This window comes from Sphingomonas sp. PWP1-2, from assembly GCF_049898305.1.
GTDB classification, from domain to species: domain Bacteria; phylum Pseudomonadota; class Alphaproteobacteria; order Sphingomonadales; family Sphingomonadaceae; genus Sphingomonas; species Sphingomonas glacialis.
Map to the genome: position 1 here is coordinate 312,780 of NZ_JAFCXM010000004.1, position 15,704 is coordinate 328,483.

A 15,704-nucleotide genomic window follows, 5' to 3' on the forward strand; every position below is an offset into this window, starting at 1 on the left:
TGCCCCATGACCGATATCCCCATCCGCCGCGCGCTTCTCTCGGTTTCCGACAAGACCGGGATCGTCGATCTCGCGCGCGGTCTTGCCGGCCACGGTGTCGAGCTGGTTTCGACCGGCGGCACCGCAAAGGCGCTGCGCGATGCCGGGCTCGACGTTCGCGACATCAGCGAGCTGACCGGTTTCCCCGAGATGATGGACGGTCGCGTGAAAACGCTCCACCCCAATGTTCACGGCGGCCTGCTCGCGGTGCGCGACGATGCGGCGCATGTCGCGTCGATGGAGGAACACGGGATCGGCGCGATTGATCTCGTCGTCGTCAATCTCTACCCGTTCGAGGCGACCGTCGCCAAGGGCGCCGAGCGCGACGAGGTGATCGAGAATATCGACATCGGCGGCCCGTCGATGGTGCGCTCGGCCGCGAAGAACCACGCCTTTGTCGCGATCGTCACCGATCCGGCCGATTACGCGTTGGTGGCGGGCGGCAGCACGACGCTCGCCGACCGCCGCAAGCTCGCCGCCAAGGCCTATGCGACGACCGCCGCCTATGACGGCGCGATCGCGACGTGGTTCGGCACGGTCGACCAGGGCGAGGCGTTCCCCGACACGCTGCCGATCACGCTCAAGCGCGGCCCCGAACTCCGCTATGGCGAGAACCCGCATCAGTCAGCCGCCTTCTACACCGCGGGCGGCGCCACCGCGCGTGGCATCGGTCAGGCGCGGCAGGTGCAGGGCAAGGCGCTGAGCTACAACAACCTCAACGACGCCGACGCCGCGCTCGATCTCGTGAGCGAATTCCGCGACGCCCCGCCGACCTGCGTCATCGTCAAGCATGCCAATCCGTGCGGCGTCGCGACGGGCGCGTCGCTTGCCGAAGCGTATGAGGCCGCCTTCGCCTGCGACACCGTCTCGGCGTTCGGCGGGATCATCGCGCTCAATCGCCCGCTCGACGGTGCGACGGCGCGCGCGATTGCTGGGATCTTCACCGAAGTCGTCGTCGCGCCCGATGCCGACGAGGAAGCGCAGGCGATCTTCGCCGCCAAGAAGAACCTCCGCCTGCTGCTGACCGGCGAGCTGCCCGATCCCGCCCGCAGCGGTCTGCTCGCCAAGGCGATCACCGGCGGCTGGCTCGTCCAGACGCGCGACAATGCCAGCAATCCCGAATTGAAGGTCGTCACCAAGCGCGCGCCGACCGAGCAGGAACTGATCGACTGCCGCTTCGCCTGGACGATCGCCAAGCACGTCAAGTCGAACGCGATCGTCTATGCCAAGGACGGCAGCACCGCCGGGATCGGCGCGGGGCAAATGAACCGCCTCGAATCGGCGCGCATCGCCGCGTGGAAGGCGAAGGATGCCGCCGACAAGGCGGGCTGGCCGACCCCGCGCACGATCGGCTCGGCAGTCGCCTCGGATGCCTTCTTCCCCTTCGCCGACGGCTTGCTCGCCGCGGTCGAGGCAGGCGCCACTGCGGTGATCCAACCCGGCGGCTCGATCCGCGACGACGAAGTGATCGCCGCCGCCGATGCCGCTGGCCTCGCGATGATGTTTACCGGGGTACGCCATTTCCGGCACTGAGCCCGGGGACGGGCAAGGCGGGCGTCTCGCCCGCCTTGCGCCGGAAAAGCGCGCGATCCTCGGGGCGTGCCGCCCAGCGATACAGCACGAACAGATAGACACCGGCGATCGCGGGGACGCCGATCGCGAGTTCGGCCCATTCGAAGCGGTGCGGCAACAGCGTGAAGCCGAACCCGACCGTCCCCGCCGCGAGCACCGCCCACAGCATCGGCAGACGCCATCCGGCGACGCCCGCGCCGAGCAGCCGCGACAGATAGGTCGATTTGATGATCGACGTGATCCCGACCGAGACGAACAGCGCCACCGCCGGCCCCGCCGCCTGATACGCGACCGGCCAGCCGATCCATTGCATGGCGAAGATCAGCGCGAAGCTGAGCACGACCTGGAACAGCAACATCCCGATCGAGATCGCGACGTTCTGCACGCGCGCGATATAGACGAGCGCCGATTCGCACACCGCCCCGGTCGAGGCCGCCGCCTCGGCGAGCAACAGGAAGGCGAGCGCCGCGGTCCCGGCGACGAATTGCGGGCCGACGGTCCCCATCACCGCTTCGCCCGGGATCGAGCCCATCAAGGCCAAGCCCGTCTGCGCGGCAAGGATCCAGAACCCGACCTGGCGGACCTGGCTCGCGACGCCCGCGGTGTCGCCGCGGGCGAGGCTCGAGGTGATCACGGGGCCGAGGATCGGGTCGAAGCTCGTCTTCAATTTGCCCGGGATCGAGGCGACTTGCTGCGCCATCCAGTAGATGCCGACGATTCGCGGCTCGAACATCAGGAACAGGATCGAGCGGTCGACATTGCGCGTCCCCCATTCGAGCGCATCGGCGCCAGCAAGCGGCGCATTGCGGCGGATCAACGCGAAGGTGCGCCCGGGGTGCAGCCGCCAGCCGGTCGGCCGGCCATAGCTGCGCAGGAACGGCACGATCGACGCGACGAGCGCGGCGGCCATCGACAGCATGTAGGCGAGTACCAGCCCGTCATGCGGCGCGATCGGATAGAGCAGCCCGGCCGCGATCGAGATCGTCCACGGCTCGATCACTGCGCGCGCGGTGACCGTCGCCTGGACGTTGCGGCGATAGGCGAGCGCGGCGAGCATGATGTCCGACCACGCGCTCGCAACGATGATGCACGGCAGGAAGCGCTCGAGCGCCGAGGGATTGCCGCCATGGAACATCACGTCGGGCATCAGCAGCAGGATCCCGCTCGCGCAGCCCGAGGCAATCGCCGCGACGACGAGGCAATCCCACACGATTTGAACGTGCGGCCGCGCGCTCTCCGAAATCGCGAGCGCAAGTCCGCGCTTCAACCCGAAGGTCGCGAGCAACGCCGCGACCTCGACGAACAGCACCGCGCGCGCGAAGGTGCCGAGCGTGTCGGGACCGTAGAGCCGCCCGGCAATAAACAGGAACGGCAGCCGCGCGACGAGCCGCATCACGAAACCGATGATGTTGGTCCGCCCACCCTTGGCGAGCGCATCGATCTCTTCGGTAGTTCGCCCGCTCGCCGTCGGCTCGAAGCCAGTCGTCGTCGTCAATGCGCCGCGCCCCAGCTCAGGCCTGTCCCGATCTCGATGCCGAGCGGCACGCTGAGCACGATTGCCGGTTCGGCAGCGCTCGCCATGACATGCTCGATCACGGGCTTGGCCGCGGCGACATCGCCCTCGGGCAATTCGAACACGAGTTCGTCGTGCACTTGCAGCAGCATCCGCACATGCCCCAGCCCGGCGGCTTCGAGCGCGGGCCCCATCCGCACCATCGCACGCTTGATGATATCGGCCGAAGTGCCTTGGATCGGCGCGTTGATCGCGGCGCGCTCTGCACCCTGGCGTTCGTGCTGGAGCTTCGACTTTATCCGCGGGAAGTGCGTCTTCCGCCCGAACAGCGTCGCGGTGTAGCCCGTCTCGCGGACGAACTCGGTGGTCGCCGCGATATAGTTGCGGATGCCCGGGAAGCGCTCGAAATAGCGATCGATCATCGCCTGCGCTTCGTCGGCGGTCACATCGAGCCGCCCCGCCAGCCCCCAGCGGCTGATGCCGTAGAGGATCGCGAAGTTGATCGTCTTCGCCCGCCCGCGCGTGTCGCGATTGACCTCGCCGAACAGCTCCATCGCGGTGAGGCTGTGGATGTCGTCGCCATTGGCGAACGCGGCCTTCAGCGCAGGCACGTCGGCCATGTGCGCGGCGAGCCGCAACTCGATCTGCGAATAATCGGCGGCGAGCAGGACGTTGCCCGGCTCGGCGACGAACGCGTCGCGGATCTGGCGGCCGATCTCGGTGCGGATCGGGATGTTCTGCAGATTCGGGTCGGTCGAGGACAACCGCCCGGTCTGCGCGCCGGTCAGCGAATAGGACGTGTGGACGCGCCCGGTCGCGGGGTTGATCTGTGCCTGGAGCGCATCGGTATAGGTCGATTTGAGCTTCGACAGCTGGCGCCACTCGAGCACCTTCGTCGCGATGTCCTTGCCGGGCGAATCCTTGTCGGCGGCGATCCGCTCGAGCTCGGTGACGTCGGTCGAATAGACTCCCGACTTGCCCTTGCGCCCGCCCTTGATCCCCATCCGCTCGAACAGCACGTCGCCCAATTGCTTGGGGCTGCCGATCGTGAAGGCGCCGCCGGCGAGCGCATGGATCTCGACTTCGAGCGCGCCGATCTGCTGCGCGAAATCGTTCGACAGGCTGCTGAGCTTTTCGCGATCGACCTTGATGCCGTGCATCTCCATCTGCGCGATAACGGGCGCGAGCGGGCGATCGACCATCTCGTAGACGCGCGTCGCGCTCTCGGCGACGAGCCGCGGCTTGAAGCGCCGCCACAACCGCAACGTGACGTCGGCATCCTCGGCGGCGTAGCGTGTCGCCGCATCGAGATCGACTTCATTGAAGCTGCGCTGCGACTTGCCGACGCCGACGACGTCCTTGAACGCGATGCAGCTGTGCGAGAGATGCGTCGCGGCGAGCTCGTCCATGCTGTGACCATGCAGGCCGGCATCGAGGTCGAAGCTCATCAGGATCGTGTCGTCATGCGGCGCAACCCCGACGCCGAGACGTCCGAGCACGATCATGTCGTATTTGAGGTTATGCCCGATTTTGAGCACCGCGGGGTCCTCAAACAGCGGTTTCAGCTTGGCGAGCGCGACATCGCGGTCGAGCTGCACCGGCGTCTCGGCGAACAGCCCCGATCCGCCATGCGCGAGCGGAATGTAGCATGCCTTGTTGGGCTGGAGCGCCATGCTCACCCCGACCAGCTCGGCGCGCGTCGCGTCGATCCCGGTCGTCTCGGTATCGATCGCGATCCAGCCCTGGTGGCGCGCCGCGCCGATCCAGCTGTCGAGTGCGGCTTCGTCGACCACGGTCTCGTAGCCGTCATGGTCGCACGGCGGATCCTGCTCGGTCGGCACCGATTTCGGCGCAGGCACCGGCGCATCGGCGACCGCCGACAGCTTGGCGAGCAGCGAGCGGAAGCCGTGATGTTCCAAGAACGCGCGCAAAGGGGCGTCGGGAATGCCCTTGAGCTCGAGATCCTCGAGCGGCTCGGGGAGCGCTACGTCGCATTTCAGCGTGACGAGCTCCTTCGACAGTCGCGCCATCGCGGCATGTTCGATGAGGTTGTCGCGCAGCTTGCCTGCCTTCATCCCCGGCGCGGCGGCGAGCACCGCTTCGAGATCGCCATGCTCGAGGATCAGCTTGGCAGCGGTCTTGGGACCGACGCCGGGAACGCCCGGCACGTTATCGACGCTGTCGCCCATCAGCGCGAGCACGTCGCCGAGCTGCGCCGGGGTAATGCCGTGGAATTTCTCCGCGACATGCTCGGCGCCAAGGCGCCGGTTGTTCATTGTGTCGTACATGTCGAGCCCGGGCTCGATCAGCTGCATCAGATCCTTGTCGGACGAGACGATCGTCACTTCCCACCCTTGCGCGAGTGCGGCGCGCGAATAGCAGGCGATGATGTCGTCGGCCTCCAATCCCTCGGTCTCGATGCACGGCAGCGAGAAGGCGCGCGTCGCGTCGCGGATCATCGGGAATTGCGGGACGAGGTCTTCGGGCGGCGGCGGGCGCTGCGCCTTGTACTGGTCGTACAGCTCGTTGCGGAAGGTCTTCGACGATTTGTCGAGAATCACCGCCATATGCGTCGGGCCGTCGGCGGCATGGACTTCGTCGGCGAGCTTCCACAGCATCGTCGTATAGCCATAGACCGCGCCGACCGGCTCGCCATGCTTGTTGGTGAGCGGGGGAAGGCGGTGATAGGCGCGGAAAATGTATCCCGAGCCATCGACAAGATAGAGATGCGGCATTTGGCGGGGATAGCCCAAGCTTGGGGAAGCACAAAGCCCCCGCGTCACGCCATTCGCCGCTTATGCGCGGTTAGCCGCGATGGTTCGCAACGACGCTCGCCACCACCGCCTGCATCAACGCCTGACGCGCCGGGATCGGGCGCGGCGTGTCGCCGATCATGATCGCGATCGCGTAGCTGCTGCCGTCGGGCGCCATCAGCAAGCCGACATCGTTATAGCCCGCGGTCCGTCCGGCGAGATCCTGCCCCGTGCCGGTCTTGTGGCCGAAGCTCCACCCCGGCGGCACCGCGCCGCGCATCCGCTGCTTGCCGGTATGCGACGATTCCATCGTGCCGATCAGATACCGCGTCGATTCGGGCGAGAGCAGATCGCCGCGCTTCAACCGTGCCAGCGCACCGGCGATCGCCATCGGCGCGGCACCGTCCGGCGGATCGGCGACGTAGCGCTCGAACGCGGCGACCCGGTCGGCGCGCGGCAGCCGGTTGCGCGCGAGCGCAAAGCCGTTGCCGAACGCGTAGGACGGCTGCCACACCAGGCCCGCCGTCTGGCTTTGCAGCAAACGCTCGCCTGGGCCGAAGCGGATGTCGCCCAGGCCCTTGCGCTGGATGAAGTCGCGCACCGCATTCGGCCCGCCGACATAGCGCAGCAGCCGGTCGTTGGCGGTGTTGTCGCTCATCGTCAGCGCACGCTGGAGCAATTCGCCGACGGTCGTCGGATAGCCCTGATCGCCCTTGATCAGCGCGGCGATCGGCTGGTGGAACAGCGTGATATCGTCGCGGTACAGCGTCACCGGATCGGTCAGCCGGAGCCGCCCGCGGTCGCGATAGTCGAGCACCGTCATCGCCACCCACAATTTGCTGACGCTTTGCTGCGGCAGCAACTGGTAGCCGCCGGTATCGACCGACCAGCCGCGTTCGATGCTCCGCACCGCGATCCCGACGCGACCGTCGAACTGCCGCGCGAGCATCGCGACGTTGGCGACCAGAGCCGATGGTGCGGAAACCGCCCGTGGGGCGGGCTGCGGGGCCGTCATCGCCACCGTCCCGGGCGCTGTCGGCACGACGCGCGCGAGATGGACATTGGCGTCCTGTCCGCACGCGCACACAGCGGCGGTCAGGAGCAACGCGGCGGCGGGCTTGGGAAATCGATAGGGAAGGATACGCAACACCGTCTTTCGTCCCGCTACTCAAACCCACGTTCGATCATGGCGGTAAGGCCAGATTGTGGTGGGGATATCCCCCGCCCCCCACGCTTGCGACGAAGCGTCGGGCATGCGGGACAAGACGATATCGCAGTGGGACCTGTCTATTCCGTGGATTTACGGAACCAAGATGGTGTCGACCGCCTCGGGCAGCAAGTCGGGATAGTCGAGCGTGTAGTGGAGCCCGCGCGATTCATGCCGGTGAAGTGCGGATCGCACGATCAGTTCGGCGGTCTGGAGCAGATTGCGCAGCTCGATCAGATCGGGCGTCACGCGGAAATGGCCGTAATAGTCGTTCACTTCATCGGTCAGCATGCGGATGCGATGCTGCGCGCGCTCGAGCCGCTTGGTGGTGCGCACGATCCCGACATAATTCCACATGAAGCGCCGGATCTCGGTCCAGTTCTGCTTGATGACGACCTCTTCGTCCGAATCCTCGACGCGGCTCTCGTCCCACGCGCGGATCGGCGGCGGAGCGGGGAGCTCGTCCCAATGCTCGGCGATATGATTGGCGCACGCCTCGCCGAACACGAAGCATTCGAGCAGCGAGTTGGAGGCGAGGCGGTTGGCGCCGTGAAGTCCGCTCTCGCTGCACTCGCCCGCGGCATAGAGCCCGGGCAGATCGGTCCGCCCGTCGAGATCGACCACCACGCCGCCACACGTATAGTGCTGCGCCGGCACCACCGGGATCGGATCCTTGGTCATGTCGATACCGAGGCCGAGCAGCTTTTCGTAGATGTTGGGGAAGTGCTCGCGGATGAACGCTTCGCCCTTGTGGCTGATGTCGAGGTGGACATAGTCGAGCCCGAGCCGCTTGATCTCGTGATCGATCGCGCGCGCCACGACATCGCGCGGCGCGAGTTCGAGGCGCGGGTCGAAATCGGGCATGAAGCGATAGCCGGTCTCGGGGATCAGCAGATGCCCGCCCTCGCCGCGCACCGCCTCGGTGATCAGGAAGTTCTTGACCTCGAGATTGTAGAGGCAAGTCGGGTGGAACTGCATCATCTCCATGTTCGAGACGCGGCAGCCCGCGCGCCACGCCATCGCGATGCCGTCGCCGGTCGCGCCGCGTGGCGCGGTCGAGAAAAGATAGGTCCGCCCCGCCCCGCCGGTCGCGAGGATCGTCGCGCGCGCGGTGTAGACCTCTACCCGCCCGGTCGCGCGGTTGACGGCGTAGACGCCCCAGACATGGCCGGCGCCCGAATAGCGCTCCTCATGCTTGCCCGTGGCGAGGTCGATCGCGACCATGTCGGGGACGAGCGTGATGTTGGGATGGTCGGTCGCGGCGCGCTGCAGCGCTTCCTGCACCGCCCAGCCGGTCGCATCGGCGACGTGGACGATGCGGCGGTGGCTATGCCCGCCCTCGCGGGTGAGGTGGAGCGCATTCCCCTCGGTCGCGAACGGCACGCCCAATTCCTCGAGCCGCGCGATTGCCGCGGGCGCCTGCGTCACGACGAACTCGACCGTCGCGCGGTCGTTGAGCCCGGCGCCGGCGATCATCGTGTCCTCGATATGGCTCTCGAACGTATCGCCTTCCTCGAGCACCGCGGCGATCCCGCCCTGCGCCCAGGCGGTCGACCCCTCGTTCATCGCGCCCTTGGCTAGCACGGTGACCTTGAAGCGATCGGCGAGATTGAGCGCGGCGGTGAGGCCGGCGGCGCCGGAGCCGATGATGAGGACGTCAGAGGTCTTGGTTTCGGGCACGCGCGTCTCTCTCATACCGTCGCCCCGGCGGAGGCGGGGGCGGCTCTGTTAGATGCGCGTCGCTGGCGTCTTGCGCAAACGCCAGCGGCCCCGGCCTCCGCCGGGGCGACGATCACGCCGCGTTCGACGCCCGGGTCAGGTTGAGGAACACATCCTCGAGATCGGCCTCGCGCGTCGATACGTCCACAATCCCGTACCCATCGGCCTGCACCGCGGCGAGCACTTCGCCGGCATTCACCTTGTCCTTGGCGTAGGTAATCGCGAGCGTCCGCGTCCCCTTCAATTCGATCTTTTGGAAGCAGACCGCGCTCGGCGGCACCGCGACGTCGCGGTCGACCGTCACCTCGACGAGCTTCTCGGTTGCCATGCCGACGAGCTCGCGCGTCGGCTTGTTGGCGATCACCTTGCCATGGTTGATGATCGCGATCCGATCGCAGAGCTGCTCGGCTTCCTCGAGATAATGCGTCGTCAGCACGACGGTGACGCCCTGGTCGTTGAGCTGGCGGACATAGGCCCAGAGCTGCTGGCGCAGTTCGATGTCGACGCCCGCGGTCGGCTCGTCGAGCACGAGCACGGGTGGGGTATGCACCATCGCCTTCGCTACCATCAGGCGGCGTTTCATCCCGCCCGACAGCGTGCGGGCATAGGCGTTGGCCTTGTCCTCGAGATGCACCGCGCGGAGCAATTCCATCGAGCGACGCTTGGCCTTGGGGACGCCGTAGAGCCCGGCCTGGATCTCGAGCGTCTCGATCGGCGTGAAGAACGGGTCGAACAGGATCTCCTGGTTGACGATCCCGATCGACGCCTTGGCGTTCCGCGGATGCTGGTCGGTGTCGAAGCCCCAGATCGTGGCGGTGCCGCTGGTCTTGTTGACGAGGCCAGCCAGGATGTTGATCAGCGTCGACTTGCCTGCGCCATTGGGGCCGAGCAGCCCGAAGATCTGGCCGCGTGGCACATCGAACGACACATGGTCGAGCGCGCGCTTGCCGCCCTTATAGGTCTTGCACAGGTTCGCGATGGAGATGGCGGCCTCGGTCATGCCTTGCGCATAGCGCGCGATTGCGGGCCGGTCATCCCCCTCCCGCTTGCGGGAGGGGTTAGGGGAGGGACCGACCTGGAACCCCTACGCGGCGTCCGCGGCAAGGCCCTCCCCCAAGCGGGCGGGGAGCAAGAACGATGTGCCCCCCACAAGCCCCCCCCGGGGAGAAGGGGCGTTGAAGCGAAGCACCGACCTTGCTACACGCACGCTCATGATCGCACCGCCCGAAATCCTGCGCGTAACGCATGCCCGCAACATCTGTGACGGCGCGACCGACATTCCCGGCGGCGCAAGCCTCGGCCATCCGCGCGTCTTCCTCGAGATCGACGAGAGCGGCTATGTCGATTGCGGCTATTGCGACCGCCGCTTCGTGCTGATCGGCGGGCCCGCCGACGGCGTCGATCCGTCGACTTTGCACGATCACGGGGATGGCGCAGGGCGCTAACCTGCCTATATTCGTCGGATGACCAGTCCGACAGACCCCCGCGCGTTCCTGTATCATGACGGCCAGCTCTCGCCCGACGAAGCGCAGGCGCTCACCGCCGCCGCGCTCGGGAAGGCCGACGATGGCGAGCTCTATCTGCAATATCGCAAGTCCGAGGCGTTCGGCTTTGACGACGGCCGGCTGAAGACCGCGAGCTACGACACCCACTCGGGCTTTGGCCTGCGCGCCGTGTCGGGCGAGATGACTGCGTTTGCGCACGCCAACGAACTCAGCGCCGCCGCGATCAAGCGCGCGAGCGAGACGATGGCGCTGATTGATCCATCGAGCGCGCCCAAGGCCGGCCCGCCGCGCGCAACCAACCGCCACCTCTATACGGCATCCGACCCGCTCGATCTCGTCCCCTTCGCCGACAAGGTGAACCTCTGCCAGACGATCGACGCCGCCGCTCGTGCGCGCGACCCGCGCGTCGCACAGGTTTCGGTCTCGCTGTCGGGCAGCTGGAACGTCGTCGAGATCGTCCGCGCCGACGGTTTCATCGCCACCGACGTGCGCCCGCTCGTCCGGCTCAACGTCTCGATCGTGGTCGAACAGAACGGCCGGCGCGAGACGGGGACCTTCGGGCTCGGCGGCCGCTATCTCTATGACGAGCTGATGGCCCCCGAAACCTGGAACCGCGCGATCGACGAGGCGCTGGCGCAAGCCGTTGTCAATCTCGACTCGGTTGCCGCCCCCGCCGGCGAGATGACCGTGCTGCTCGGACCGGGCTGGCCCGGCATTCTGCTGCATGAAGCCATCGGGCACGGGCTCGAAGGCGATTTCAACCGCAAGGGCACCAGCGCCTTTTCGGGCCGGATCGGCGAGCGCGTCGCAGCGCCCGGCGTCACCGTGGTCGACGACGGCTCGATCGCCGACAAGCGCGGCTCGCTGTCGATCGACGATGAGGGCACGCCGACGCAGGAAAACGTGCTGATCGAGGACGGTATTCTCAAGGGCTATATCCAGGACCGGCTCAACGCCCGGTTGATGGGCGTCGCGCCGACCGGCAACGGCCGCCGCGAATCGTTCGCGCACGCACCGATGCCGCGGATGACCAACACCTTCATGCGCGGCGGCAAGGATGATCCCGCCGAGCTGCTCAGCCGCGTCAAGAACGGCATCTTCGCCAAATCGTTCGGCGGCGGACAGGTCGATATCGTGTCCGGAAAATTCGTGTTCAGCTGCACCGAGGCATACAAGATCGAGAACGGCCGCATCGGCGCGCCGATCAAGGGCGCAACGCTGATCGGCGACGGTCCCTCGTGCCTCACCCGCGTCGAGGGCATCGGCAACGATTTCGCGCTCGACGAGGGCGTCGGCATTTGCGGCAAGGGCGGGCAAAGCGTGCCAGCCGGCGTCGGGCAGCCGACCTTGCTAGTGGCCGGGCTCACCGTCGGTGGGACCGCGATGTGATCCTCGCACTGCTGCTCTCCGGGTTACTGCTCGATCAAAGTAGCGTTCCAGTCGCAGCACAGCCGATAAATTGTGACCGTGGCGGAGCGATCCACACGTTCGGCGGAACGAAGTGGATCGTCTTCGGGTGCAGCGACGACCAGAGCACCGTCGTCGTTTCGGAAGCAGCGAGCCCGGCAGCTCCGTTCGTTTTCGTTATTGCGCCCGTGGATGGTCATTACACCATCCACGGCGAGGGAAATGGCAGCAAGTCAGCGAGCGATGCGGCAGGAGACGCTCTGAAAATTTTGGGTGACGACGGGCTTCGCGCTCTCGCCCTGAGCGTTCAACGGACTCAGAAGTGAAGAGCCCCTGGCCCGAACTCGACTGGACCGCCTGGCGCGAGACCGCAATTGGGTTGCAACTCCGTACGCAGATCATTGGCAAGGTCCGGCTCGCGTTGACGCCGTGGCTCAACCATAGCTGGCACGTCCCGCTCTATGTCTCGGCGCGCGGGCTGACGACGTCGGCGATTCCGCTCGGCGACCGGATCCTTGAGATCGAATTCGACCTGCTCCACGATCGCCTCGTCTTCATGACCAGCGACGGACGCAGCCGCGGGATCGGGCTAGGCCCTGGCAGCATCGCGCATTTCCACCAGACCGTGACCACCTGCCTCACCGAGCTCGACGTTCCCGCACAGTTCGACGGCGTCCCCAGCGAAATGGCCGACGTCCCGCCCTTCGCCGAGGATACGGCCGAACGCCCGTACGATGCCGACGCCGTCCGCGCCTTCTGGCGCGCGCTGACCCAAGTCGGGCGCGTCTTCGGCGAATTCCGCACCGGCTTTCTCGGCAAGGCCTCGCCCGTCCATTTCTTCTGGGGCAGCTTCGATCTCGCCGCGACGCGGTTCTCGGGCCGTGCCGCACCGCGCCATCCCGGCGGCTTTCCCGGCCTGCCCGATGCGGTGACGTGCGAAGCCTATAGCCATGAGGAAGCCAGCGTCGGCTTCTGGCCGGGCAGCGATGCCTATCCACATGCGGCGTTCTACGCCTATGCCTATCCCTCGCCCGCCGGGTATGCGCAGGCGTCTGTCGACCCCGCCGAAGCCAGCTGGAACGCCGATCTCGGCGAGTTCCTGCTCGACTATGAGGTCGTGCGCAGCGCCGCCGACCCGAGCGCAACCTTGCTGGCCTTCTGCCAATCGACCTACGCCGCCGCCGCCGATCTCGCCGACTGGGATCGCGATGCGCTCGAATGTCCGCTCGGCCGCCCACGGATTCCCCGCATCGTCTGAAAGGGCTATACGCACGGCATGGAAATGTTCTCGGCCATTAACGATGCGCACCGCGCCTTCATCGCGAAGCAGCCCGTCTTCTTTGTCGCCACCGCCGCTGCGGGGGCGCGGGTCAACCTCAGCCCCAAGGGCATGGACAGCTTCCGCGTGCTCGGCCCCAATCGCGTCGCCTATCTCGACCTCGGCGGATCGGGCAACGAGACTCAGGCGCATCTCGTCGCCGACGGCCGCATCACGATCATGTTCTGCGCGTTCGATAATCCCGCGCTGATCCTGCGGCTCTATGGAACGGGCAGCTTCACTGTCGCGGGCGAGCCGGGCTATGACGATCTGGCAGGTCAATTCCCCGCGCTCGCCGGGGCGCGGCAGGTGTTCGATATACGAGTCGACAGCGTCCAGACCAGCTGCGGTTGGGGCGTTCCGCGCATGACGCTCGATCGTCCACGCGACACGCTCGTCAAATTTCACGCACAGCAGGACCCCGACGCCCGCCTCGCCGTGATCGCCAAGCGCACGCACAGCATCGATGGCTTGCCGGTGCGCGTCCAGACGATCCTGCCCGCCTTCGATCCGCTCGAAGGGACCAACGGGCGATGAGTCTGGTCGAGGTCGGTCGGTTCGCGCGCAACGAAGCCTATATCGTCGTCGGACGGCTCGAGTCCGAAGGCATCATGGCACTCGCGCTCGACGGCAATGCGAGCATTGCCGATGGCAGTCAGTTCTTCATTCCGGTCCGCGTGATGGTCGATGACGACGATGTCGACGGGGCGCGGGCTATCCTTGCCGAATCTGCCTGATTCTTAGGCAGCGGTTCGCAACTGCACAAAAATTTACGATGCGGTAAGCGCTCCTAGCGCGGCGGTACCGCGGCAGACGGTCGTTTCACGTCTGGCACGGCTTTTGCGAGATATCCTCCAGGACCAATAACCAGGGGGGTTCTTGCGTGAAGCTCGTCATTGCCATCATCAAACCTTTCAAGCTCGACGAGGTGCGCGAGGCGCTGACCGAAATCGGCGTCGCCGGAATGACCGTTACCGAGGTCAAGGGTTTCGGACGCCAGAAAGGCCAGACCGAAATCTATCGCGGCGCCGAATACAGCACCAACATGGTCCCCAAGATCAAGATCGAGGTCGTCTGCGGCTCCGACCTCGCTGGCAAGGTCGTCGAGGCGATCCAGGCCTCGGCCAACACCGGCGCGATCGGCGACGGCAAGATCTTCGTGCTCGATGTCGGGCAGGCCGTCCGTATCCGCACCGGCGAAACCGATGAGACCGCGCTGTGAGCGGGTACGACTTTAAGGGGGTATCGATGAAGCAATCGACCAAATTGGGTTTTGCGGGTCTGGCAGCTGTCGCGGCGATCGCCGCGCTGCCGGCCTGGGCGCAGGCACCCGTGGCGGCCGCCGCCAAGCCGTTCGTGCCGACTGCGGCGATGGTCAACAAGGGCGACACCGCCTGGATGCTGACCTCGTCGGTCCTCGTGCTGATGATGTCGGTGCCCGGCCTCGCGCTGTTTTACGGCGGCCTCGTCCGCACCAAGAACATGCTGTCGGTGCTGATGCAGGTCTTCATGATCGTCTGCATCGCGGCTTTGGTGTGGGTCAGCTGGGGCTATTCGATGGCCTTCACCGGCGGCTCACAGTTCGTCGGGGGGTTCGGCAAGCTGTTCCTCAAGGGCGTCGACGCCAATTCGCTCGCGGCGACCTTCTCGAACGGCGTCTACATTCCCGAATATGCCTATGTCTGCTTCCAGATGACGTTTGCATGCATCACGCCCGCGCTGATCGTCGGCGCGTTCGCCGAGCGCGTGAAGTTCACGCCGTTGATGGTGTTCATGGTCGCCTGGATGACAATCGTCTATTTCCCGATCGCACACATGGTGTGGTATTGGGCGGGCCCGGATTTCCTCCCCAACGCGCCGACCGACTTCGGCTTCCTCTATGGCAAGGGCGCGCTCGATTTCGCTGGCGGCACCGTGGTCCACATCAATGCCGGGATCGCCGGGCTCGTCGGCTGCCTCGTGATCGGCAAGCGCGCGGGCTTCAACAAGGAGCCGATGCCGCCGCACTCGCTGACCATGACGATGATCGGCGCCAGCCTGCTGTGGGTCGGCTGGTTCGGCTTCAACGCCGGTTCCAACCTCGAATCGAACGGCCTCACGGCGCTCGCCTTCATCAACACCTTCGTCGCGACGGCAGCAGCCGGCGTGTCGTGGGCGGTGATCGACCAGATCAAGCACGGCAAGCCGTCGCTGCTCGGCGCGGTAACGGGCGCAGTTGCCGGCCTCGTCGCGATCACCCCGGCGTCGGGCTTCGCTTCGCCGATGACCTCGATCATCCTCGGCCTGCTCGTCTCGCCGCTGTGCTTCTTCTTCGTCACCACGGTGAAGAGCTGGGGCAAGTATGACGACTCGCTCGACGTGTTCGGCGTGCATTGCGTCGGCGGCATCTTCGGCGCGCTGGCGACCGGCGTGGTCGCCGATCCCAAGCTCGGCGGCCAGGGCTGGGTCGATTACACCGCCGCGGTCGCCAAGCCCGGCGTGTACGACATGGCGACGCAGTTGTGGACGCAGGCCGAAGCGGTCGCGATCACGCTGGTCTGGTCGGGCGGCGTTTCGGCCGTGCTGTTCCTGATCCTCAAATACACCGTCGGCATCCGCCCTTCGCAAGAAGTCGAGCACGAAGGCCTCGACATCTCCGAACATGGCGAGCGCGCCTACAATTATTGACCAG

General features: G+C 66.4%; 14 protein-coding genes. 9 read left to right on the forward strand and 5 right to left on the reverse strand.

Annotated elements, in window-relative coordinates:
* Positions 1-6 precede the first annotated feature (6 nt).
* Positions 7-1,572 (forward strand): bifunctional phosphoribosylaminoimidazolecarboxamide formyltransferase/IMP cyclohydrolase, encoded by a 1,566-nt coding sequence (gene purH, locus ACP7C5_RS12470; RefSeq protein ID WP_426264484.1) that lies wholly within the window; start codon positions 7-9, stop codon positions 1,570-1,572.
* Here the strand turns inward: purH and ACP7C5_RS12475 are convergent.
* The 5 genes from ACP7C5_RS12475 to ACP7C5_RS12495 all read right to left on the reverse strand — a co-directional run bounded on the left by ACP7C5_RS12475 (position 1,544) and on the right by ACP7C5_RS12495 (position 9,803).
* Positions 1,544-3,106, reverse strand: a complete 1,563-nt coding sequence (locus ACP7C5_RS12475; RefSeq protein ID WP_426264485.1) for a lipopolysaccharide biosynthesis protein — start codon at positions 3,104-3,106, stop codon at positions 1,544-1,546. The genes purH and ACP7C5_RS12475 overlap by 29 nt on opposite strands.
* Positions 3,103-5,859, reverse strand: a complete 2,757-nt coding sequence (gene polA, locus ACP7C5_RS12480; RefSeq protein ID WP_426264486.1) for a DNA polymerase I — start codon at positions 5,857-5,859, stop codon at positions 3,103-3,105. Before polA ends, ACP7C5_RS12475 begins: the two co-directional genes overlap by 4 nt.
* Before the next feature lie 70 nt (positions 5,860-5,929).
* Positions 5,930-7,027 carry a serine hydrolase gene (locus ACP7C5_RS12485; RefSeq protein WP_426264487.1) on the reverse strand — a complete coding sequence of 366 codons (1,098 nt, stop codon included), beginning with the start codon at positions 7,025-7,027 and terminating at the stop codon, positions 5,930-5,932.
* Positions 7,028-7,177: 150 nt separating this feature from the next.
* On the reverse strand, positions 7,178-8,779 hold the full coding sequence (nadB, locus tag ACP7C5_RS12490) for an L-aspartate oxidase (protein ID WP_133191322.1): 1,602 nt from the start codon (positions 8,777-8,779) through the stop codon (positions 7,178-7,180).
* Positions 8,780-8,876: 97 nt separating this feature from the next.
* Positions 8,877-9,803, reverse strand: a complete 927-nt coding sequence (locus ACP7C5_RS12495) for an ABC transporter ATP-binding protein (protein WP_426264488.1) — start codon at positions 9,801-9,803, stop codon at positions 8,877-8,879.
* A 211-nt stretch (positions 9,804-10,014) separates the two neighbouring features.
* Here ACP7C5_RS12495 and ACP7C5_RS12500 point away from each other — a divergent pair, with 211 nt between their 5' ends.
* The 8 genes from ACP7C5_RS12500 (at position 10,015) to ACP7C5_RS12535 (ending at position 15,700) form a co-directional block, all read left to right on the forward strand.
* Entirely contained in the window at positions 10,015-10,248 is a 234-nt protein-coding gene (locus ACP7C5_RS12500) for a zinc-finger domain-containing protein (protein ID WP_133191320.1), read from the forward strand.
* A gap of 18 nt (positions 10,249-10,266) precedes the next feature.
* Positions 10,267-11,697 (forward strand): metalloprotease TldD, encoded by a 1,431-nt coding sequence (tldD, locus tag ACP7C5_RS12505; RefSeq protein WP_426264489.1) that lies wholly within the window; start codon positions 10,267-10,269, stop codon positions 11,695-11,697.
* Positions 11,694-12,041: a hypothetical protein gene (locus ACP7C5_RS12510; protein WP_426264490.1), complete on the forward strand. Its 348-nt coding sequence runs from the start codon at positions 11,694-11,696 to the stop codon at positions 12,039-12,041. Before tldD ends, ACP7C5_RS12510 begins: the two co-directional genes overlap by 4 nt.
* Positions 12,038-12,973: a DUF5996 family protein gene (locus ACP7C5_RS12515; RefSeq protein ID WP_426264491.1), complete on the forward strand. Its 936-nt coding sequence runs from the start codon at positions 12,038-12,040 to the stop codon at positions 12,971-12,973. Before ACP7C5_RS12510 ends, ACP7C5_RS12515 begins: the two co-directional genes overlap by 4 nt.
* A gap of 18 nt (positions 12,974-12,991) precedes the next feature.
* Positions 12,992-13,570: a pyridoxamine 5'-phosphate oxidase family protein gene (locus tag ACP7C5_RS12520; protein WP_426264492.1), complete on the forward strand. Its 579-nt coding sequence runs from the start codon at positions 12,992-12,994 to the stop codon at positions 13,568-13,570.
* On the forward strand, positions 13,567-13,770 hold the full coding sequence (locus ACP7C5_RS12525; protein WP_426264493.1) for a putative signal transducing protein: 204 nt from the start codon (positions 13,567-13,569) through the stop codon (positions 13,768-13,770). Before ACP7C5_RS12520 ends, ACP7C5_RS12525 begins: the two co-directional genes overlap by 4 nt.
* A 146-nt stretch (positions 13,771-13,916) precedes the next feature.
* On the forward strand, positions 13,917-14,255 hold the full coding sequence (locus ACP7C5_RS12530) for a P-II family nitrogen regulator (RefSeq protein ID WP_140850681.1): 339 nt from the start codon (positions 13,917-13,919) through the stop codon (positions 14,253-14,255).
* A 26-nt stretch (positions 14,256-14,281) separates the two neighbouring features.
* Complete coding sequence (locus ACP7C5_RS12535; protein WP_133191314.1) at positions 14,282-15,700, forward strand: ammonium transporter; 1,419 nt, start codon at positions 14,282-14,284, stop codon at positions 15,698-15,700.
* Positions 15,701-15,704 lie beyond the last annotated feature (4 nt).

Bases quoted from the DNA above. Each gene is read 5' to 3' on its own strand.
- polA (WP_426264486.1), bottom strand. From the start codon at position 5,859: ATGCCGCATCTCTATCTTGTCGATGGCTCGGGATACATTTTCCGCGCC.
- purH (WP_426264484.1), top strand. From the start codon at position 7: ATGACCGATATCCCCATCCGCCGCGCGCTTCTCTCGGTTTCCGACAAG.
- tldD (WP_426264489.1), top strand. From the start codon at position 10,267: ATGACCAGTCCGACAGACCCCCGCGCGTTCCTGTATCATGACGGCCAG.
- nadB (WP_133191322.1), bottom strand. From the start codon at position 8,779: ATGAGAGAGACGCGCGTGCCCGAAACCAAGACCTCTGACGTCCTCATC.
- ACP7C5_RS12535 (WP_133191314.1), top strand. From the start codon at position 14,282: ATGAAGCAATCGACCAAATTGGGTTTTGCGGGTCTGGCAGCTGTCGCG.
- ACP7C5_RS12520 (WP_426264492.1), top strand. From the start codon at position 12,992: ATGGAAATGTTCTCGGCCATTAACGATGCGCACCGCGCCTTCATCGCG.
- ACP7C5_RS12495 (WP_426264488.1), bottom strand. From the start codon at position 9,803: ATGACCGAGGCCGCCATCTCCATCGCGAACCTGTGCAAGACCTATAAG.
- ACP7C5_RS12500 (WP_133191320.1), top strand. From the start codon at position 10,015: ATGATCGCACCGCCCGAAATCCTGCGCGTAACGCATGCCCGCAACATC.
- ACP7C5_RS12525 (WP_426264493.1), top strand. From the start codon at position 13,567: ATGAGTCTGGTCGAGGTCGGTCGGTTCGCGCGCAACGAAGCCTATATC.